The organism is Arthrobacter sp. KKT183 (assembly GCF_055657625.1).
In genome coordinates this window covers 2,607,456-2,627,359 of the sequence record NZ_CM145770.1, presented here as the reverse complement: position 1 = coordinate 2,627,359, position 19,904 = coordinate 2,607,456, and the positions used below count along the sequence as shown (strand labels likewise).

Annotated in this window: 15 protein-coding genes and 1 tRNA gene; 12 read left to right on the top strand and 4 right to left on the bottom strand. The window is 62.9% G+C overall.

Annotation, left to right across the window (positions count from 1 at the left end; all coding sequences use genetic code 11):
- Window positions 1–42: 42 nt before the first annotated feature.
- Window positions 43–276 (bottom strand): hypothetical protein, encoded by a 234-nt coding sequence (locus ACZ2GY_RS12475; RefSeq protein WP_346027203.1) that lies wholly within the window; start codon window positions 274–276, stop codon window positions 43–45.
- Entirely contained in the window at window positions 273–1,652 is a 1,380-nt protein-coding gene (locus tag ACZ2GY_RS12470) for a PspC domain-containing protein (RefSeq protein ID WP_471672012.1), read from the bottom strand. The genes ACZ2GY_RS12475 and ACZ2GY_RS12470 overlap by 4 nt, the downstream gene beginning before the upstream one ends.
- Window positions 1,653–1,776: 124 nt before the next feature.
- Between ACZ2GY_RS12470 and ACZ2GY_RS12465 the strand changes: the two genes are divergently transcribed.
- Window positions 1,777–3,021 (top strand): PspC domain-containing protein, encoded by a 1,245-nt coding sequence (locus tag ACZ2GY_RS12465; RefSeq protein WP_471672011.1) that lies wholly within the window; start codon window positions 1,777–1,779, stop codon window positions 3,019–3,021.
- Window positions 3,014–3,664 (top strand): LuxR C-terminal-related transcriptional regulator, encoded by a 651-nt coding sequence (locus ACZ2GY_RS12460; RefSeq protein ID WP_056543963.1) that lies wholly within the window; start codon window positions 3,014–3,016, stop codon window positions 3,662–3,664. Before ACZ2GY_RS12465 ends, ACZ2GY_RS12460 begins: the two co-directional genes overlap by 8 nt.
- Window positions 3,665–3,817: 153 nt before the next feature.
- Here the strand turns inward: ACZ2GY_RS12460 and ACZ2GY_RS12455 are convergent, their stop codons facing one another.
- The gene (locus tag ACZ2GY_RS12455; protein WP_471672010.1) at window positions 3,818–5,050 is read right to left on the bottom strand and encodes a pyridoxal phosphate-dependent aminotransferase; all 1,233 of its coding nucleotides are present in this window, start codon (window positions 5,048–5,050) and stop codon (window positions 3,818–3,820) included.
- Between the two features lie 273 nt (window positions 5,051–5,323).
- On the opposite strand from ACZ2GY_RS12455, the gene ACZ2GY_RS12450 reads away from it, so the two are divergent.
- The 8 genes from ACZ2GY_RS12450 to rplL all read left to right on the top strand — a co-directional run bounded on the left by ACZ2GY_RS12450 (window position 5,324) and on the right by rplL (window position 10,559).
- Window positions 5,324–5,396, top strand: a tRNA-Trp gene (locus ACZ2GY_RS12450).
- Between the two features lie 105 nt (window positions 5,397–5,501).
- Complete coding sequence (secE, locus tag ACZ2GY_RS12445) at window positions 5,502–5,759, top strand: preprotein translocase subunit SecE (RefSeq protein WP_235563106.1); 258 nt, start codon at window positions 5,502–5,504, stop codon at window positions 5,757–5,759.
- 59 nt (window positions 5,760–5,818) lie between these two features.
- Window positions 5,819–6,667: a transcription termination/antitermination protein NusG gene (gene nusG / locus ACZ2GY_RS12440; RefSeq protein WP_346027198.1), complete on the top strand. Its 849-nt coding sequence runs from the start codon at window positions 5,819–5,821 to the stop codon at window positions 6,665–6,667.
- Window positions 6,668–6,786: 119 nt separating this feature from the next.
- Window positions 6,787–7,215, top strand: a complete 429-nt coding sequence (gene rplK, locus ACZ2GY_RS12435; RefSeq protein WP_056543970.1) for a 50S ribosomal protein L11 — start codon at window positions 6,787–6,789, stop codon at window positions 7,213–7,215.
- A 113-nt stretch (window positions 7,216–7,328) separates the two neighbouring features.
- Window positions 7,329–8,036: a 50S ribosomal protein L1 gene (rplA, locus tag ACZ2GY_RS12430; protein ID WP_056543973.1), complete on the top strand. Its 708-nt coding sequence runs from the start codon at window positions 7,329–7,331 to the stop codon at window positions 8,034–8,036.
- 128 nt (window positions 8,037–8,164) lie between these two features.
- The gene (locus ACZ2GY_RS12425) at window positions 8,165–9,262 is read left to right on the top strand and encodes a GNAT family N-acetyltransferase (RefSeq protein WP_471672009.1); all 1,098 of its coding nucleotides are present in this window, start codon (window positions 8,165–8,167) and stop codon (window positions 9,260–9,262) included.
- Between the two features lie 259 nt (window positions 9,263–9,521).
- Window positions 9,522–10,121 (top strand): 50S ribosomal protein L10, encoded by a 600-nt coding sequence (rplJ, locus tag ACZ2GY_RS12420; protein WP_056543979.1) that lies wholly within the window; start codon window positions 9,522–9,524, stop codon window positions 10,119–10,121.
- A 57-nt stretch (window positions 10,122–10,178) separates the two neighbouring features.
- A complete protein-coding gene (rplL, locus tag ACZ2GY_RS12415; protein WP_056543982.1) occupies window positions 10,179–10,559 on the top strand; it encodes a 50S ribosomal protein L7/L12 in 381 nt (126 codons plus the stop codon).
- Window positions 10,560–10,660: 101 nt separating this feature from the next.
- Here the strand turns inward: rplL and ACZ2GY_RS12410 are convergent, their stop codons facing one another.
- On the bottom strand, window positions 10,661–11,863 hold the full coding sequence (locus tag ACZ2GY_RS12410) for an acetyl-CoA C-acetyltransferase (RefSeq protein ID WP_056543985.1): 1,203 nt from the start codon (window positions 11,861–11,863) through the stop codon (window positions 10,661–10,663).
- Between the two features lie 399 nt (window positions 11,864–12,262).
- Between ACZ2GY_RS12410 and rpoB the strand changes: the two genes are divergently transcribed.
- Window positions 12,263–15,772: a DNA-directed RNA polymerase subunit beta gene (gene rpoB / locus ACZ2GY_RS12405; RefSeq protein ID WP_056543988.1), complete on the top strand. Its 3,510-nt coding sequence runs from the start codon at window positions 12,263–12,265 to the stop codon at window positions 15,770–15,772.
- 111 nt (window positions 15,773–15,883) lie between these two features.
- Window positions 15,884–19,777, top strand: coding sequence for a DNA-directed RNA polymerase subunit beta' (locus tag ACZ2GY_RS12400; RefSeq protein ID WP_277359146.1), 3,894 nt, complete (start codon window positions 15,884–15,886; stop codon window positions 19,775–19,777).
- Window positions 19,778–19,904: the final 127 nt, after the last annotated feature.

The window sequence follows — 19,904 nt, the reverse complement described above, 5'->3', positions numbered from 1 at the left end:
GAAGGGGAATGTCACGGGCAGTAGGGGATTGGCTGATACCGCTCAGTTGCGGCGGTTCATTGAAAGGATGCCGCCGATGATCAGGGCTACGCCGGTGCCGACGAGGAGCACCATAGCCACGAGTACCGGGTCAAGCACCAGGCCTGTCAGTTCACCGGCCAGCACGAGGATGCCAATCACAATGGCGAGGACGCCCCAGATGATGGTCCCGGCGCGGGGCCGTGCGTCGTCGTCATGCTTGTTGGGGTTTTGCTTGCTGGGATAGAGGGTGCTCATCGTTCCTGCCTGCTTTCGGTGTCCAGGAGTGCGGTTTCGGTGGTGGCGACGGTGATGTGGCTGACCACACCGCGCATGTCGAGAATGATGCGCGGGCCGTCTGCGTCCTCGTTCAGGTGCAGTGTCCGCGGCTGCCAGATTCCACCGACGCTGGTGGTTTCACCGGCACTCACCACCTCGGTTGAGCTCAGCGCCAGCCGCGACCGCACATCAACTGGAACGCCTTCCGGAACCAGGATCCCGACGTTCCCGGCCGCTGCGTTGACGGGGATGATGACGTCCTCAGTGATGTCCGCGAGTCCGGTCAGATCCACGCGGCCCTGGCCGACGACGACGGTGTACCCCTCGGATGCCGGGCTTGCGGCCGTGATGGACCATCTGCCCTGATCGGCGAGGACCCAGTTGCCCGTCACGGGCGACGCTGACGAAAGAACGGTGGCCGCAATCCCGACCGCGGCCAGGAAACCGAGTCCGCCGGACGTGCGTCCGCGGATTCCCAGCAGGACAATTCCAAGCCCCAGAACGACGACGCCGGTCGCCAGTGCCACAGCGATGACGCTGCCGCCGAGCGCCAGTACGCCGACATAGTCAAGGACAAGCACGAGTGCTGCGAGGAGGAGCGCGCCGCCGAGGAAGATGGCGACGTCGGCTCCCGTGGGGCGCGGTGCCGACGGTTTAGCGACGGCCTTGACCGGAGGGCGGGTCGGGCCGATGAATGGTCGGGTGGGAGGAGGAGCCGTCGAATAGACGTCAGTGGGCGCAGTACCGGTAGCGCTGCCGGTCCCCGCTCCATCGTTGCTGTTCCTGTTCCGGTTGGCGTTGGAGATCCAATAGACAATGAACACCGCAACCCCGATCCAGAACAGGCTCCAGATGAACCCGCCGAATCCGCCGGTATTGCCGAAAAACGGCGCGTTGGGGCGCCACAGCCCGAGGAGGGAAACAATCAGGGCACCGGTCATGCCGGACGTCCAGCTGCCGCGTGCAGCGGATTCCGCGTGGATGCGACCGTCGGGTTCCGGCAGGAGTGCCCACGCAAGCCCATAGGCGAGCAGCCCGATTCCGCCGAAGATTGCGAGCACCACAAAAAGTCCGCGGACCAGGACCACGTCCAGCCCGGTTCGGGCGGAAATGCCGGTTGCGACTCCGCCGATCCAGCGGTCCTGCCCACGGGTCACCCGCAGGCTCCGGACCCAGCCGAAGAAGCCGGCACCGGAGCCGGCGCGTGGAGTGCTGGAAGCGGCGCCCGGGGAACCACCGGGTGTTGCACCCGGCCGGCCGCCGTCATGTGCGTGGGGGTTTCCGCTGCCTGCAGCGGATTCCGGAGCGCTGTCAGCGTCCCGGGGCGAGGAGGAAGGGCCATCATGCGAGTTCATATCTTCATCCTTGTCCTCCGCCGGCGTTCCAACCATCGGGGCTGACCCTGAACCACCCCTGAGCTACGGCGGTATTCCCCTGAGAACGGGTAACGGCGAGCCCTGAGCGTGCTTGGATTGACTCATGAGACCCCCGCTGCTCCGCTCCGATGATGCCCTCATCGCGGGCGTCTGCGGCGGCCTGGCAGCACACCTCGGAGTCTCGTTGCGGGTCGCCCGCATCTCCATGGTGGCGCTTTCCCTGGTGGGCGGTGCCGGCGTCGTTCTCTATGGCTGGCTGTGGCTGCTGGTTCCCACCACTGAAGAACGACGGCGGGGCGTAGCGACGCCCGCCGGCCTGCGGCTGGGCGCGCCCGTCCTCGCAGGACCGGGATCCAAACCGCCGCGGTCATTCGGTGCTGCGGGCAGCAGGGAGGTGATGATCGGCGTCGGGCTCCTCGTGGTCGCGGCCGCATTCGTGGCCCAGCAGCTCGGGGTGACCGTCCAGTGGGGCTGGCTGGTACCGGTCGGCGCGGTGGCCCTTGGCGCCGTTCTCGCGTGGTCCCAGCTCGACGAAGCCCGCCGCGCCCGGCTGATGGATAACGCGGGGGCCACCCGGGCTGAAGGTGTGGCACGGCTGGCTGCGGGCCTGGTACTGGTGATGGTCGGCCTGTTGATTCTTGTTTCCGGGTCGCTGTCCTGGGAGTTCACCTGGCCGGTGCTGCTGGCCACGGCAGCGGTGCTCGGCGGTGTAGGGCTGGTACTGGCGCCGTGGGGCCTGAAGTTCTGGAAGGACCTTGAGGCTGAGCGGTCGGCGCGTGTCCGTGAAACCCAGCGCGCGGAAATCGCGGCCCACCTCCATGACTCCGTGCTGCAGACGCTGGCACTGATCCAGAACCGTGCAGCCTCCGAGCAGGATGTCATCCGGCTCGCGCGGGCACAGGAACGGGAACTGCGTCGGTGGCTCTACGCAGATACGGCGGAGCGGACCGGGAACCTCGCGGATCGCGTCAAGGCGGTTGCAGCGGAGGTGGAAGAGGAATACGGGCATCCCGTCGACGTCGTCTCCGTGGGAGAGGCACCCATGACTCCGCGCCAGGATGCCTTGGTGCAGGCAACCCGCGAGGCCATCCTCAATGCAGCCAAGCATGCGGGCGGCGCTGTCTCCGTCTATCTTGAGGCCGGGACTGCTGTCTCGCAGGTGTTTGTCCGCGACCGCGGTGCCGGTTTTGATCCGGAAGCGGTTCCGGCCGATCGGTTGGGCATCCGTGAGTCGGTCATCAACCGCATGCAGCGCCACGGAGGTACCGCGCGGATCCGAAGCTCGGAAGCGGGAACGGAAGTTCAACTGACCATGCCCGAAGAGGAAGCAGGAGCTCCGCATGACTGAGCCGATCACCGTCGTCGTTGTTGATGACCACGCCATTTTCCGGTCCGGTGTGAAGGCGGATCTCGACGGCCGTGTCCGGGTTGTCGGCGAGGCAGCCACGGTGGAGGAGGCCATCGCGGTCATCCTGGAACAGCAGCCGCAGGTAGTCCTCCTCGATGTTCATCTGCCGGGAGGCAAAGGCGGGGGAGGCGCTGAGGTGATCGCAGGATGCGGTGACGTCCGCCAGACCACGCGGTTCCTGGCGCTCAGCGTGTCCGATTCCGCCGAAGACGTAGTCACCGTCATCCGGGCAGGCGCCCGCGGATATGTCACCAAGACCATCACGGGCGCTGACATCTCCAACGCGGTGCTGCGCGTGGCGTCAGGCGATGCAGTGTTCTCGCCGCGGCTCGCCGGCTTTGTGCTCGATGCGTTCGGCACCGCAGCGGTAGCGGCCGCCGAGAGTGAACTCGACCGGCTGTCCGCCCGGGAACTCGAAGTGATGCGGCTGATCGCCCGCGGTTACAGCTACAAGGAGGTCGCGAAGGAGTTGTTCATTTCCATCAAGACAGTCGAGACCCACGTGTCAGCGGTGCTGCGGAAGCTGCAGCTCTCCTCCCGGCACGAGCTCACCCGCTGGGCGGCGGAGCGCCGGCTGCTCTAGCGTCCCTGGTCTTCGCGGGGTGCGTTATGCGACGGCCACCGCGGGCCCTGCCCGCTCCGCGATGCCCAACCACTCCGGGGCATCGCGGTGGCCGCCGGATGAAGCGCAGGTCACCAGGGCCCGCGGCGGCCGCCGCAGCGCCAAGCGCGCAAGTCAGCGCGCTGAACCGAGGAACTCCTGGAGGCGGCCGACGCCGGTCGCGAGGTCTTCGTCGCCAAGCGCGTAGGAAAGTCGAAGATATCCGCTCGGTCCAAAAGCTTCACCGGGAACCACCGCTACCTCGACGGTGTCGAGGATCAGGGCAGCCAGTTCCGCCGACGTCGCCGGCCGTGCACCGGCAAGCTCCCTGCCGAGGAGTTCGCGGACATCCGCATACGCGTAAAACGCGCCGTGCGGTGTGGGGCACTGGATACCGTCAATCTCGTTCAGCCCGGAAACCATGGCACGACGACGGCGGTCGAAGGACTTCTTCATCTCCTCCACCGCGGTCAGTGGTCCGGACACAGCTGCGAGAGCCGCCATCTGTGACACATTGGCCACGTTCGACGTTGCGTGTGACTGCAGGTTGGTTGCTGCCTTCACCACGTCCTTCGGGCCGATCATCCAACCTACGCGCCAGCCCGTCATTGCATAGGTCTTGGCCACGCCGTTCAGGATCACCACGCGGTCGCCCAGCGAGGGTGCGGCTGTCGCAATGGAGGTGAACGGGACGTCGTCGTAGGTGAGGTGTTCGTAGATCTCGTCCGTGACTACCCACAGGCCGTGACCGGCCGCCCACTCACCGATTTCGCGAACCTGTTCCGGGGAGTACACCGAGCCGGTGGGGTTGGAGGGGGAAACGAAGAGCAGGATCTTGGTGCGCGGCGTCCGTGCGGCGTCGAGTTGGTCGATGGATACCAGGTAGGACTGCTCCGGGCCGGCAAAAACCTCGACCGGGACTCCTCCGGCCAGCCGGATAGCCTCCGGGTAGGTGGTCCAGTACGGGGTCGGGACCAGCACCTCGTCGCCCGGATCCAGCAGCGTGGCGAACGACTCGTAGACTGCCTGTTTGCCGCCGTTGGTCACCAGAACCTGGGCCGGGTCCACCTCATAGCCGGAATCACGCATGGTCTTCTCGGCAACAGCCCGCTTGAGTTCCGGCAGCCCTCCTGCGGGGGAGTAGCGGTGGAACCGGGGCTGACGAGCGGCGTCGACTGCGGCATCCACGATGTAATCCGGTGTGGGGAAGTCCGGCTCGCCGGCGCCGAAGCCTATTACAGGCCGTCCTGCCGCCTTCAGCGCTTTGGCCTTGGCGTCGACGGCCAGCGTCGCTGACTCTGCGATCGCGCCGATTCGCTGGGACACGCGTCCGTTGGAGTGCTGGGACAGGGCATCAGCGGCAGTCATGGTCTTCCCGTCAGTTGAGGTGGGTTGGTCTTGGAGATGAGGTCAGGCTCGGGTGTAAGCCTTGTCTCAGCTTAGGGCTTACCCGCTGAACACAGCCTGTCGCGATGCACTGGATGACGGGGCAGGAGGCGTTCGAGCGCGCGTGGTTCGTCCGGTTCGACGTTGGGTCCGTGATTGCGTAGACTAGTTCCTCGGTGTTGAAGTCGCCATGATGGTCCGTGCCTGCGCAGCGGTATTGCTGAGGGTAGGGGCAGCAGCGAATCTTCACTCCAAAGGGTAGTGGCGCAATTGGTAGCGCAGCGGTCTCCAAAACCGCAGGTTGCAGGTTCGAGTCCTGTCTGCCCTGCGCATCACCGTCATGGACAGCATGCGGCAGTGCGGCGTTGAACGCTCTATGAGTGATGGGTCAGTGCGGCCAGCTCAGGTACCTACAGGATTGGTGAGGTTGAAGGTGACCGATACGGCTGAAAGCAGCTCCAAGGGAAACCCCGCCGGCAAGGAGAGTCCGAAGCGTGGATTCTTCGGTCGGATCATCCTGTTTGTACGTCAGGTCATCGCCGAACTGCGCAAGGTGGTTGTCCCCACCCGCAAGGAACTGATCCGGTTCACTATCACCGTCCTGGTGTTCGTGATCATCATGATGCTCATCGTCACCGGTTTGGACTTGTTGTTCGGCGCCGGTGCGGTGTGGGTCTTCGGCGGCAGCTAGTTTCTGCCCTCAAGAGGCAGTATCGAGCAAGCACAGCAATCCAGAAAGCAGGCAGCTAGGTGTCCGAGCAAGAACTCGAACGACAGATCACAACCGACGAGGAAGATCTGGGTACCGAGGATCAGGTAACAGCAGCAGGTGCGGAAGACGCCCCTGCTGATACCGCTGCGCCCGCGGACAGTGATGACGCCGCTGCTAGCGATGACTCCGCTCCCAGCGATGACTCCTCTGCCAGTGATGACGCCGCTACGAGCGAAGAAACCTCGGTTGAGGCGGACTCTGCTGAGGAGGCTCCGGAACCCGAAGTGGACCCGGTTGCCGAGTTCAAGTCGAAGCTTCGTCGCCAGGACGGCGACTGGTACGTGATCCACTCCTACGCCGGTTATGAGAACCGCGTAAAGGCGAACCTGGAAACCCGTATCCAGACCCTGGACATGGAGGATTTCATTTTCGAGATCCAGGTGCCCATGGAAGAAGTCGTGGAGATCAAAAACACCACGCGCAAGATCGTGAACCGCGTCCGTATCCCGGGCTACGTGCTGGTACGCATGGACCTCACGGATGAGTCGTGGGGCGCGGTTCGGCACACCCCCGGCGTCACAGGGTTCGTCGGTAACGCGCATGATCCCGTGCCGTTGAGCCTCAATGAGGTTTTCTCGATGCTGGAGCACACCATCGTGAAGAGTGGCGGCGAGGCAGGTAAGCCGGCGCGCGCACAGGTCACACCAGCCATGGTCAACTTCGAGGTCGGCGAGTCCGTCACCGTCAACGAGGGTCCCTTCGAGACTCTTCCGGCCACCATCTCCGAGATCAAGCCGGAATCCCAGCAGCTCGTTGTGCTGGTTTCCATCTTCGAGCGCGAGACCCCGGTTACCCTCTCGTTCAACCAGGTAACCAAGATCCAGTAAGTTTCGTCTTCGACGGGTCCGCTTTGACCCGTCAGGACGGCCGGCCGCCACGCCATGGCGGTCACCATCCCCGGGACGCTCCTGTCCCGAGGAACGAAATGTAAGAAAAGGACCCTTTCATGGCCCCCAAGAAGAAGGTCACCGGCCTCATCAAGCTGCAGATCAACGCAGGCGCCGCCAACCCGGCTCCTCCGATCGGTCCGGCACTTGGCCAGCACGGTGTCAACATCATGGAGTTCTGCAAGGCGTACAACGCCGCAACAGAATCCCAGCGCGGGAACGTTATTCCCGTTGAAATCACGGTGTACGAGGATCGCTCGTTCACCTTCGTCACCAAGACCCCGCCGGCCGCCGAGCTGATCAAGAAGGCAGCAGGCGTGCAGAAGGGTTCGGCTACGCCGCACACCGTCAAGGTTGCCAAGCTGAGCCGGGCGCAGGTTGAGGAAATCGCCACCATGAAGATGGAAGACCTCAACGCCAATGATGTCCAGGCAGCAGCCAAGATCATCGCCGGTACCGCCCGGTCGATGGGCATCTCCGTCGACTAACATCGACAACCACTGATAGATCAAAGAATGACACCGTGCCATACGGGCACAGGATGTCTGTGGCAGGGCCCAGCGCGGTCCGTAGACCACAACTGCATAAGGAGAAAGAGCAGATGGCAAAGCGCAGCAAAGCATATGAGGCAGCTGCCGCCAAGATCGACGCGAACAAGCAGTACGCGCCGGTAGAGGCAGTAGCCCTGGCGAAGGAAACCAATCCTTCATCATTCGACGCAACGGTAGAGGTGGCTTTCCGCCTCGGCGTTGATCCCCGAAAGGCAGACCAGATGGTGCGCGGCACCGTCAACCTGCCTCACGGCACCGGCAAGACCAAGCGCGTCCTGGTCTTCGCAACAGGTGACAAGGCTGAGGCGGCAATTGCTGCCGGAGCCGATTTCGTCGGGTCAGACGACATGATCGAGAAGGTAGCCGGCGGTTGGGTCGATTTCGACGCAGCAGTTGCCACCCCTGACCTCATGGGCAAGGTTGGCCGCCTCGGTAAGGTGTTGGGTCCCCGTAACCTCATGCCCAACCCGAAGACCGGTACCGTCACCCCCGACGTCACCAAGGCTGTCACCGACATCAAGGGTGGAAAGATCGACTTCCGCGTCGACAAGCACTCCAATCTCCACTTCATCATCGGTAAGGTCTCCTTCGACGAGCGCAAGCTGGCCGAGAATTACGCGATTGCGTTGGAAGAAGTGCTCCGCCTGAAGCCGTCAGCTTCCAAGGGCCGCTACATCCAGAAGGCAACGGTCACCACCACCTTCGGACCGAGCATCTCGGTTGACCCGAACGTCACCAAGGTCCTGGCAGACGCCTAGGGATTCGATGTGTTGAGGCGGGTGCGGCTATTGCTGCACCCGCCTTTTTCGTGCGTGTTCCCAGCGGGGAGCCATTGCAGTCAAGAAAGTGATTGACATTCCCCAATCACAAAGCGAGAATTCTCACCATGACCATTACCGACGTGAGTGTTCGGCCGTACGTGCTGCCGGAGTCCCTGGATGTACCCGAGGCCCAACCGTTCATTGCCGCCTCGGAGCTCAGCAACCTCATTGAACGTGAGGTGTGGGGCAATGACGATCACTGCCATACGGCACAGACGCGGTTCGAGAGCTCTAAACCGAATCATTACGAGGAGCGGGCCATCTTCCTTGCTTTTGAGGGGGAGCGGGTGGTGGGCAAGGCCGTCGTGGACGTACCGCTCACGGACAATCTTCACACCTGCTACGCGTTCGTCATCGTCCATCCTGAGCGTCGCAGGCTGGGCTTCGGCTCAGCCCTCTACGCCGCTGTCGAGGACCATGCGCAGCGGCGCGGTCGCTCCACGATCATGGGGTGGACGGACCACCGGGCCGGTTTCGATCCGGCCAGGGTACTCACTCCGGCAACAGGGGCAGGCGCCTTCCCGTCGACGTCGCTCGCTGCCTGTTTCGCCGCCGCACGCGGATTCTCCCTCGCGCAGGTGGACCGGTGCAGCGTGCTTCCGGTGAATTGGAACTCCAGCCGGCTCACAGCGCTTACCGCTGATGCCGCCAAAATCGCAGGTCCGGATTATGCCGTAGTGGACTGGGTGGACCGCTGCCCTGATGAGATCCTCGAGGAGTACGCACACTTGCGGAAGACCATGAGCACCGACGTCCCGATGGGGGAACTGGACTGGGAAGAAGAGGTGTGGGATGGAGGTCGCGTGCGTGAGAATGAGGGCCGCCTTGAACGTGAGGGCGGCAGCGGTCTCGTTCGGGCCGTTCTACATAGGCCGAGCGGACACCTGGTCGGTCATACCATCCTCGAAAGGCGCGCGGAGAAGCCTGGAACGGCGTATCAGGAGGACACCCTGGTGCTTTCCGCCCACCGCGGTCACCGGCTGGGGATGTGGCTCAAGGCGGCGAACCTGCTTGCCGTTCCCGACGTCTGGCCGGAAACGCGGCAGGTCTACACGTGGAATGCCGAGGAGAACCGGCACATGCTTGACGTCAATATTGAGCTTGGATTCACACCTGAGGGATATACCGCCGCCTGGCAGAAGAAGCTGGAGTCCGCGGGATAAAGGGGTAGGGCGGCCAATTTGGCCGCTCCGCCCCTGTCCCGTAAGGTTGAAGTACCAAAGACCGTCGGTCGATGAACACCTGCCTGAATTCGTTCAGCTTCTTGTGTGCATCTGAAAGTTCCCGTAAGGGCGGCCAGCGCAGGTGAACGAAGCTAAACCTTCCGGAGAGTAACAAGCTCTGAGTGGTCAAGCCCCGTGCATCTGCGCGGGGCGTTTTTATTGGGCCGATCACCGGCACCAATTCCCCGGAAGGAGGGTTATGGCAACGCCAACAAAGGTTTCGGCCGTGGATGAGATCACCACTGATTTCAAGGAATCCACCGCTGCTGTCCTAACCGAATACCGTGGGCTCTCCGTTGCACAGCTTAAGGAACTGCGCCGTTCACTCGGCGCCGAGACCAAATACGCTGTCGTCAAGAACACCCTGACTGGCATTGCAGCCAAGGAAGCCGGCATCGACGCGTTCGAAGGCCAGCTTGCCGGACCCACTGCAATCGCTTTCATCAAGGGTGACGCCGTTGCTGCGGCAAAGAGCCTGACGGATTTCGCGAAGACCAACCCACAGCTCGTCATCAAGACCGGTTACTTCGAGGGCAAGGCCCTCGACGCCACGGCGGTAGTCGCTCTTGCTGCTCTTGAGTCGCGTGAGTTCCAGCTGGCCCGTGTGGCAGGTGTCCTCAAGGCACCCATGTCCGCACTTGCCCGCACCGTCGATGCCCTGCGCATCAAGCTGGAGGAGAACGGGGACGCTGCACCTGCGGCAACCGCCGAAGCTCCCGCGGCAGAGGAGGCACCCGCAGCCGCGGATGCCGCTCCTGCCGAGGCTGCCGAAGAAGCAGCTGCCCCCGAAGAGAAGTAATTCTCACCCACCACACTCCGGTGCCGCGCGCACCACATCAGGAAGGATGCTTTAGCCATGGCAAAGCTCACCAACGAAGAGCTCATTGAAGCCTTCAAGGAACTGTCCATCATCGAACTCTCGGACTTCGTCAAGCTGTTCGAGGAGACCTTCGACGTCACCGCTGCTGCAGTTGCAGTTGCAGGCCCCGGCGGCGGCGGCGCAGGCGAAGCTGCTGAGGAAGAGAAGGATTCCTTCGACGTCATCCTCGAAGCTGCCGGCGACAAGAAGATCGCGGTTATCAAGGAAGTTCGCGCCCTCACCTCCCTCGGCCTGAAAGAGGCCAAGGACGTTGTAGACAGTGCACCGAAGGCTGTTCTCGAAGGCGCCAACAAGGAAACGGCAGAGAAGGCCAAGGAGGCCCTCGAGGCCGCCGGCGCTACCGTCACCCTCAAGTAGGTTCTTCGAACCTTCTAACACAGCCCCGGAACCATCTGGTTCCGGGGCTGTTTTGTGTCTGCGGCCTGATGGTCTGCGGGCACCGCAGGGCACGCCGGGTGTCAGTCGCGGTACAGCAGCAGCGCCTCGCCCTGGCCGCCGCCGCCGCAGAGGGATACCGCGGCTTTTCCGCTGCCTCTGCGCTGCAGTTCCAGTGCCGCATGGAGGGCGAGCCGTGCCCCTGATGCGCCAATAGGGTGGCCGAGCGCGATCGCACCGCCGTGGATATTGCATTTGTCCAGCGGCAGGTCGAGGTCCTTGAGGGATTGGCAGGCAACCGAACCGAAAGCTTCGTTGATCTCGACAAAATCGAGGTCAGCGGTACTCCACCCAGCGCGGTCGAGAGCCTGCTCAATGGCCTTGGACGGCTGGGAGTGCAGGGAATTATCCGGTCCCGCCACCTGGCCGGGGCGCCCTACAACGGCAAGGATCTCCCAGCCGTTGGCTTCCGCATTCTCCCGGCTGGTCAGTACCAGGGCGGCCGCGCCGTCGGACAGTGGGGAGGAGTTCCCCGCAGTGATGGTGCCATCCTTCGCGAAGGCGGGCTTCAATCCGGCGAGGGTTTCGACGGTGGTGTTGGGCCGCAACCCCTCGTCCGCGGAGACAACCAGGTCATCGCCCTTGCGCTGCGGAACGTGCACGGGAACAATCTCGTCCTTGAACACTCCGGACTCTGTTGCTGCCGCGGCACGCTGGTGTGAGGATGCTGCGACCTCGTCCTGTGCTGTCCGGTCGATACCCAGGCCCGTGTTGCCGCGTTCGGTCGACGCGCCCATCGATTCGGAGTCGAAAGCGTCGGTGAGGCCGTCGTGCGCAACGGAATCGACTGCGGGCATTGTGCCGTAGGTCCAACCCTGGCGGGCACCCGGAAGCAGGTGCGGACCATGCGTCATGGATTCCTGTCCGCCGGCGACGACGACGCTCGCCTCTCCGCTGCGGATCAGCCGTGCAGCGTCAATCACCGCGGTGAGGCCGGAAAGGCAGACCTTGTTGACCGTCACGGTAGGAACATCCCAGCCGATGCCGGCCTTGATGGAGGTCTGCCGTGCCGGGTTCTGGCCACAACCGGCCTGCACAACGTGCCCCAGGATGACGGCGTCCACATCTGCGGCCGACACTCCGGACCGTTCCAGCGCACCGGCAACGGCGAAGGCGCCAAGCTCGACTGCGGTGAAGGCTGCCAGCTGTCCATTGAGGCGGCCCTGCGGAGTGCGTGCACCGCCTACGATGACAACATCCTGGGGGTTCTGCTCGGGACTGTTCATGGGAGGTTCCGCTCGCTTTCGTCATCGAATTGCACGGCGCATGGTGCTGCCGGCGCGTCCTTCTTCAAGATTACCGCCACACCGTCGCTTTTCAGCTAATGACCATTCACTGAAACCATCTTGCTGCGATCGATTGCCGTCGAACCCGTATACCACATCCGGTTGGACATTGTCGTTACCCTGACGTACAGTAGATATTTGCGTCTTCCCTCATAACCTCAGCCTTCATATAGCGGTGGGCTTTGCCACGCATTCGTCATTTAACGGAAAAGTCGGGTTGCCCTCATTGGCTTCCCTCTGGGCTGTATCCGATGAGCGAAAGCGGGCGTCAGGTTGGCACCTAACCGGTGCAGGGAGTGATCGTAAGAACACGCCTGTTGGTCTGTGGAAGGATCCCTCTTGGTCGCCCCGAGCACCTCACTTAATGCAACCGCTACCAGCCAGGTCGACGCCGACGGCGCCGCACCCCGGCTATCATTCGCAAAGATTCACGAACCGCTGGACGTTCCCAATCTTCTCGCCCTGCAGACAGACAGCTTTGACTGGCTGGTAGGCAACGAGCGCTGGAAGGCGCGAGTTGAAGAAGCGCTGAAGCAGGGCCTCCAGGGTGTGGCCACCACTTCCGGCCTCGCTGACATCTTCGAAGAGATTTCTCCGATCGAGGACTTCCAGGGCACCATGTCCCTGAGCTTCTCGGAGCCTGAATTCGCTGATCCGAAGTACACCATGGCTGAGTGCAAGGACCGCGACGCAACCTACGCGGCCCCGCTGTACGTCAAGGCCGAGTTCATGAACAACAACACGGGCGAGATCAAGCAGCAGACCGTGTTCATGGGCGACTTCCCGCTGATGACGGAGAAGGGTACGTTCGTCATCAACGGCACCGAGCGTGTCGTTGTCTCCCAGCTCGTTCGTTCCCCCGGCGCATACTTTGAGCGCGCTGCGGACAAGACCAGTGACAAGGACATCTTCAGCGCGAAGATCATCCCGTCTCGTGGTGCCTGGTTCGAGCTCGAGATCGACAAGCGCGATCAGGTTGGCGTACGCCTTGACCGCAAGCGCAAGCAGTCGGTCACCGTGCTCCTCAAGGCCCTTGGCTGGACTGAAGGCCAGATCCTCGAGACATTCGGCGAGTATGACTCCATCCGCGCCACCCTCGAGAAGGACGCTACGGAGACCCAGGAAGACGCCTTGCTGGATATCTACCGCAAGCTCCGCCCGGGAGAGCCGCCCACGGTCGAGGCTGCCAAGACGCTGCTGGATAACCTGTACTTCAACTCCAAGCGCTATGACCTGGCGAAGGTTGGCCGGTACAAGATCAACCGCAAACTCGGCATCGACAAGAACCTCGGTGATTCTGACGCCTCGGTCCTGAACATCGATGACATCGTCGCGATGATCAAGTTCCTGGTTGCACTGCACGCCGGGGAAACCACCCTGACGGGCAAGCGTGACGGCGAAGACGTGGAGCTACGCGTTGAGGTCGATGACATCGACCACTTCGGCAACCGCCGCATCCGCGCCGTCGGTGAGCTCATCGAGAACCAGGTCCGCACCGGCCTGTCCCGTATGGAGCGCGTTGTCCGCGAGCGGATGACCACCCAGGACGTCGAGGCGATCACGCCGCAGACCCTGATCAACATCCGCCCGGTTGTCGCTGCGATCAAGGAATTCTTCGGAACTTCCCAGCTATCGCAGTTCATGGACCAGAACAACCCGCTCGCCGGACTGACGCACAAGCGCCGCCTGTCCGCGCTGGGCCCGGGTGGTCTTTCCCGTGACCGCGCCGGCATGGAGGTCCGTGACGTTCACCCGTCCCACTACGGCCGCATGTGCCCGATCGAAACTCCTGAAGGCCCGAACATCGGCCTGATCGGCTCGCTGGCATCCTACGGCCGGATCAACACCTTCGGTTTCATCGAGACCCCGTACCGCAAGGTTGAGAACGGCGTCGTCACCGACCAGATCGACTACCTCACGGCAGACGACGAGGTTGAGCGGCTGATTGCCCAGGCAAACGCGCCGCTCGATTCGAATAACAAGTTCGAAGAGGACATGGTCCTCGTGCGTACCCGTGGTGGTTCAGGCGAGCCCGTTCTCGTCGAAGCCGCCGACGTTGAGTACATGGATGTCTCCCCGCGCCAGATGGTGTCCGTCGCAACCGCGATGATCCCGTTCCTGGAGCACGACGACGCCAACCGCGCCCTCATGGGTGCGAACATGCAGCGTCAGGCCGTGCCCCTGCTCCGTTCCGAGCGGCCCCTCGTGGGCACCGGTATGGAGCGGAACGCCGCCGTTGACGCCGGTGACGCCGTAACGGCCAACAAAGCTGGTGTGGTGTCAGAGGTATCGGCTGATCTGGTGACCGTCCTGAATGATGACGGCACCGAGACCAACTACCCGATCATGAAGTTCGCGCGCTCCAACCAGGGCAACGCCTACAACCAGCGTGTGCTGGTTGGCGAGGGCGACCGCGTCGAGTACAACACGATCATCGCGGACGGTCCCTCCACGGACCAGGGCGAGCTCGCGCTCGGCAAGAACATGCTCGTTGCGTTCATGTCCTGGGAAGGCCACAACTTCGAGGACGCGATCATCCTGTCCCAGCGCATCGTCTCCGACGATGTCCTGACCTCGATCCACATCGAGGAGCACGAGGTTGACGCCCGCGACACCAAGCTTGGTGCCGAGGAAATCACCCGCGACATCCCGAACGTCTCCGAAGAGGTGCTTGGCGCGCTCGATGAGCGCGGCATCATCCACATCGGTGCGGAGGTCGAGGCCGGCGACATCCTGGTTGGCCGTGTTACCCCCAAGGGTGAAACGGAACTGACCCCGGAAGAGCGCCTGCTGCGTGCCATCTTCGGCGAGAAGAGCCGCGAGGTTCGCGACACATCGCTGAAGGTTCCCCACGGGGAATCCGGCACGGTCATCGGTGTCCGCATCTTCGACCGCGACAATGACGACGAGCTGCCCCCGGGCGTCAACCAGCTGGTGCGCGTCTACGTTGCCCAGAAGCGCAAGATCACGGACGGCGACAAGCTGGCCGGCCGTCATGGCAACAAGGGCGTCATCTCCAAGATCCTGCCGATCGAGGACATGCCGTTCCTCGAGGACGGAACCCCTGTCGATATCGTCCTGAACCCGCTGGGTGTTCCGGGCCGTATGAACGTCGGCCAGGTCCTCGAGATCCACCTTGGATGGGCTGCCAAGCAGGGCTGGAAGATCGAGGGCGAGCCCGAGTGGCTCAAGAACCTTCCGAACCTTCCCCGGGAGATTGACACCACCACCGTCGCAACACCAGTGTTCGACGGCGCTACCGAGGACGAGATCGTCGGTCTTCTTGGTTCCACGAACGTCACCCGCGACGGACACCGCCTCATCGGCGAGTCCGGCAAGGCACGCATGTTCGACGGCCGCTCCGGCGAGCCGTTCCCGGATCCGATCTCCGTTGGCTACATGTACATCCTGAAGCTCCACCACCTGGTGGATGACAAGATTCACGCCCGGTCCACCGGCCCGTACTCGATGATCACGCAGCAGCCGCTGGGTGGTAAGGCGCAGTTCGGCGGCCAGCGCTTCGGTGAGATGGAAGTGTGGGCCCTCGAGGCTTACGGTGCGGCTTACACGCTGCAGGAACTCCTGACCATCAAGTCTGATGACATCCACGGACGCGTCAAGGTGTACGAGGCAATCGTCAAGGGCGAGAACATCCCCGAGCCGGGTGTTCCGGAATCCTTCAAGGTTCTGATCAAGGAAATGCAGTCGCTGTGCCTGAACGTGGAAGTACTTTCCACGGACGGCACCACGATCGAGATGCGTGACTCGGATGAAGAAGTCTTCCGGGCCGCGGAAGAGCTGGGCATCGACCTCTCACGGGCCGAGCCGAGTTCCGTCGAAGAGGTTTAGCTTTCACAGCGCCGAGCCGGCGTTCGATTGAACGCCGGTTCGGTGCACCCCTCCTCGCCCCGCACCCATAAGACTTTGTGAATTTAGAGAATAAAGAGAGACAGGGACCATATGTCCAGCGAATCCTCATTCGGCCACATGCGAATCGGCCTGGCCACCGCGGAAGAGATCCGCGGTTGGTCGTACGGCGAAGTCAAGAAGCCGGAAACCATCAACTACCGCACCCTCAAGCCTGAGAAGGACGGACTCTTCTGCGAGAAGATCTTCGGCCCATCGCGTGACTGGGAATGCTACTGCGGCAAGTACAAGCGCGTGCGTTTCAAGGGAATCATCTGTGAGCGGTGTGGCGTTGAGGTCACCCGTGCCAAGGTGCGCCGTGAGCGCATGGGCCACATCGAGCTGGCCGCTCCCGTGACACACATCTGGTACTTCAAGGGCGTTCCGTCGCGTCTTGGCTACCTCCTTGATTTGGCACCGAAAGACCTGGAAAAGGTCATCTATTTCGCCGCCTACATGATCACCTCGGTGGACGAGGAGAACCGTCACGCCGAACTGCCTAACCTCCAGGCCGAACACGACCTCGAGAAGAAGCAGCTCGTCGACCAGCGGGACTCCGACATCGCTGCCATCGCCCGCGACCTCGAGGACGAGCTTGCCCGTCTTGAGGGTGAAGGCGCCAAGGCTGCGGACAAGAAGAAGGCACGTGACTCGGCGGACCGCCAGATGGCGAACCTCCGCAAGCGTGCGGATGCTGAGATCGAGCGCCTCGAGCAGGTCTGGGACCGCTTCAAGACCCTCAAGGTTGCAGACCTCGAAGGTGACGAGGGCCTCTACCGTGAGCTCCGCGACCGCTACGGTCTGTACTTCGAGGGCTCCATGGGAGCCGAGGCTATCAAGAAGCGCCTCGAGAACTTCGACATGCAGGCTGAGGCCGCGCTGCTCCGCGACATCATCCAGAATGGCAAGGGCCAGCGCAAGACCCGCGCCCTGAAGCGCCTGAAGGTTGTCAACGCGTTCCTGACCACCACCAACAGCCCGCTGGGCATGGTGCTCGATGCCGTACCGGTGATCCCGCCGGAACTGCGCCCGATGGTTCAGCTGGACGGTGGCCGCTTCGCGACCTCCGACCTGAACGACCTGTACCGCCGCGTGATCAACCGCAACAACCGCCTGAAGCGCCTGCTGGACCTGGGCGCGCCGGAGATCATCGTCAACAACGAAAAGCGCATGCTGCAGGAAGCTGTGGACTCGCTGTTCGACAATGGCCGCCGCGGCCGTCCGGTCACCGGGCCGGGCAACCGCCCGCTGAAGTCGCTCTCTGACATGCTCAAGGGCAAGCAGGGCCGCTTCCGCCAGAACCTCCTTGGCAAGCGCGTCGACTACTCGGGCCGTTCGGTCATCGTCGTCGGTCCGCAGCTGAAGCTGCACCAGTGTGGTCTGCCCAAGCAGATGGCGCTGGAGCTCTTCAAGCCGTTCGTGATGAAGCGCCTGGTTGACCTCAACCACGCTCAGAACATCAAGAGCGCGAAGCGCATGGTTGAGCGTTACCGCCCGCAGGTCTGGGATGTCCTTGAAGAGATCATCACCGAGCACCCCGTGCTGCTGAACCGTGCGCCTACCCTGCACCGTCTCGGCATCCAGGCGTTCGAGCCGCAGCTGGTTGAAGGCAAGGCCCTTCAGCTTCACCCGCTGGTCTGTGGCGCGTTCAACGCTGACTTCGACGGCGACCAGATGGCAGTGCACCTGCCGCTGAGCCCGGAGGCCCAGGCTGAGGCACGCATCCTGATGCTGTCCTCGAACAACATCCTGAAGCCTTCGGACGGCCGTCCGGTGACCCTTCCTTCGCAGGACATGATCATCGGTCTGCACCACCTGACCACCAAGCGTGAGGGTTCGGCAGGGGAGGGACGTATCTTCTCCAGCCCGGCTGAGGCGATCATGGCCTTCGATTCCGGCGAGCTGCACCTGAACTCGGTCGTGAAGATCCGTGTTCCGCACTTCATTCCGGGTCCTGACACCACAGCCCCCGAAGGCTGGGAAGAAGGCACTCCGGCGCTGATCGAAACCTCGCTCGGCCAGGTCCTGTTCAACGACACCCTGCCTGAGGATTACCCCTGGGTGGACAAGGTCGCTGACAAGGGTGAGCTCTCCACGATCGTGAACGATCTCGCCGAGCGCTACCCGAAGGTCGTCACCGCGGCAACGCTGGACAACCTGAAGGACGCCGGTTTCTACTGGGCAACCCGTTCAGGCGTGACCGTGGCCATCTCCGACATCTCCGCGCCGATCAACAAGGCCGGAATCATGGAGGGCTACGAGACGCAGGCAGCCAAGGTGCAGTCGCAGTTCGACAAGGGCCTCATCGCTGATGAGGAACGCCGTCAGGAACTGATCGACATCTGGAACAAGGCAACCAACGAGGTAGCCGAGTCCATGCGCGGTGCAATGCCGAAGGACAACACCATCAACCGCATGGTGTCTTCCGGCGCCCGTGGTAACTGGCTGCAGGTTCGTCAGATCGCCGGTATCCGTGGCCTGGTGGCAAACCCCAAGGGTGAGATCATCCCGCGTCCGATCAAGTCCTCCTACCGTGAGGGCCTGTCGGTTCTGGAGTACTTCATCGCCACGCACGGTGCCCGTAAGGGTCTCGCCGATACCGCTCTGCGTACCGCGAACTCGGGTTACCTGACCCGTCGTCTCGTGGACGTGTCCCAGGACGTAATCGTCCGCGAGGACGATTGCGGTACCGAGCGCGGTCTGAATGTCACCATCGCTGTACCGAATCACGACGGCGAGCTCGTCCTGCATGAGGAAGTCGAGAACTCGGCTTACGCGCGCACGCTGGCCACCGACGTCGTTGATTCCAAGGGCGAGGTGTTGGCTCCTGCTGCCTCCGACGTCGGCGACGTGCTGATCGGCAAGCTGTTTGCGGCTGGAGTGACGGACATCAAGGTCCGCTCGGTCCTGACGTGTGAGTCCAGTGTCGGTACCTGCGCACTGTGCTACGGCCGTTCGCTGGCCACCGGCAAGACCGTGGACATCGGTGAAGCAGTCGGCATCATTGCTGCGCAGTCCATCGGTGAGCCGGGCACGCAGTTGACCATGCGTACCTTCCACACCGGTGGTGTTGCATCGGCGGAAGACATCACCCAGGGTCTGCCCCGTATCCAGGAGCTCTTCGAAGCGCGTACACCCAAGGGTGTCGCGCCGATCTCCGAGGTCGCCGGACGGGTCACCATCGAGGACGCAGAGAAGCAGTTGCGCCTCGTGGTCACTCCGGACGACGGCTCCGAAGAGATCGCCTACCCGGTACTGCGGCGTGCCCGCCTGCTGGTAGCCGACGGCGATCACGTCGAGGTTGGCCAGCAGCTCGTCTTCGGTGCGGTTGATCCCAAGCAGATCCTCCGCATCCTCGGCCCGCGCAAGGCACAGGAATTCCTGGTGGACGAGGTTCAGCGCGTGTACCGCAGCCAAGGCGTCGGCATCCACGACAAGCACGTGGAAGTCATCGTCCGGCAGATGCTGCGGCGCGTCACGGTCATCGAGTCCGGGGACTCGGACCTGCTCCCGGGTGAGCTGGCCGAGCGTCGCCGGTTCGAGAACGAGAACCGCCGCGTGGTGTCCGAGGGCAAGAAGCCTGCTTCAGGCAGGCCCGAGCTCATGGGTATCACCAAGGCCTCCCTCGCCACGGAGTCCTGGCTGTCAGCCGCTTCCTTCCAGGAGACCACGCGTGTCCTCACGCAGGCCGCCATGGAAGGCAAGAGTGATCCGCTGCTCGGCCTGAAGGAGAACGTGATCATCGGTAAGCTCATCCCGGCCGGCACCGGCCTGGACCGCTACACGAAGATCACGGTCGAGCCCACCGAGGAAGCCAAGGCCAACCTGTTCACCGGTCCGAGCGCGTTCAGCGACTTTGACTATGCAGGTGTCGACGGCGGACTCAGCCCTGAGTTCCATGCCATCCCGCTGGATGACTATGACATGGGATCGAGCGACTTCCGCTAGGAGACGTTTCCTTCCTGAGTGAGTGAAGGGGCCCGGACAGCAGATTCCACTGCAGTCCGGGCCCCTTTACCATGCCGTTCCAGTCACGACGCCCAATCTGTTAGACTTGTCGGGAATTGTTTGTGTG

Coding starts and splice junctions, on each gene's coding strand:
- ACZ2GY_RS12455 (WP_471672010.1), bottom strand. CDS start 5,050: ATGACTGCCGCTGATGCCCTGTCCCAGCACTCCAACGGACGCGTGTCC.
- ACZ2GY_RS12460 (WP_056543963.1), top strand. CDS start 3,014: ATGACTGAGCCGATCACCGTCGTCGTTGTTGATGACCACGCCATTTTC.
- rplK (WP_056543970.1), top strand. CDS start 6,787: ATGGCCCCCAAGAAGAAGGTCACCGGCCTCATCAAGCTGCAGATCAAC.
- ACZ2GY_RS12410 (WP_056543985.1), bottom strand. CDS start 11,863: ATGAACAGTCCCGAGCAGAACCCCCAGGATGTTGTCATCGTAGGCGGT.
- rplJ (WP_056543979.1), top strand. CDS start 9,522: ATGGCAACGCCAACAAAGGTTTCGGCCGTGGATGAGATCACCACTGAT.
- rplA (WP_056543973.1), top strand. CDS start 7,329: ATGGCAAAGCGCAGCAAAGCATATGAGGCAGCTGCCGCCAAGATCGAC.
- ACZ2GY_RS12470 (WP_471672012.1), bottom strand. CDS start 1,652: ATGAACTCGCATGATGGCCCTTCCTCCTCGCCCCGGGACGCTGACAGC.
- rplL (WP_056543982.1), top strand. CDS start 10,179: ATGGCAAAGCTCACCAACGAAGAGCTCATTGAAGCCTTCAAGGAACTG.
- ACZ2GY_RS12400 (WP_277359146.1), top strand. CDS start 15,884: ATGTCCAGCGAATCCTCATTCGGCCACATGCGAATCGGCCTGGCCACC.
- ACZ2GY_RS12465 (WP_471672011.1), top strand. CDS start 1,777: ATGAGACCCCCGCTGCTCCGCTCCGATGATGCCCTCATCGCGGGCGTC.
- ACZ2GY_RS12425 (WP_471672009.1), top strand. CDS start 8,165: ATGACCATTACCGACGTGAGTGTTCGGCCGTACGTGCTGCCGGAGTCC.
- ACZ2GY_RS12475 (WP_346027203.1), bottom strand. CDS start 276: ATGAGCACCCTCTATCCCAGCAAGCAAAACCCCAACAAGCATGACGAC.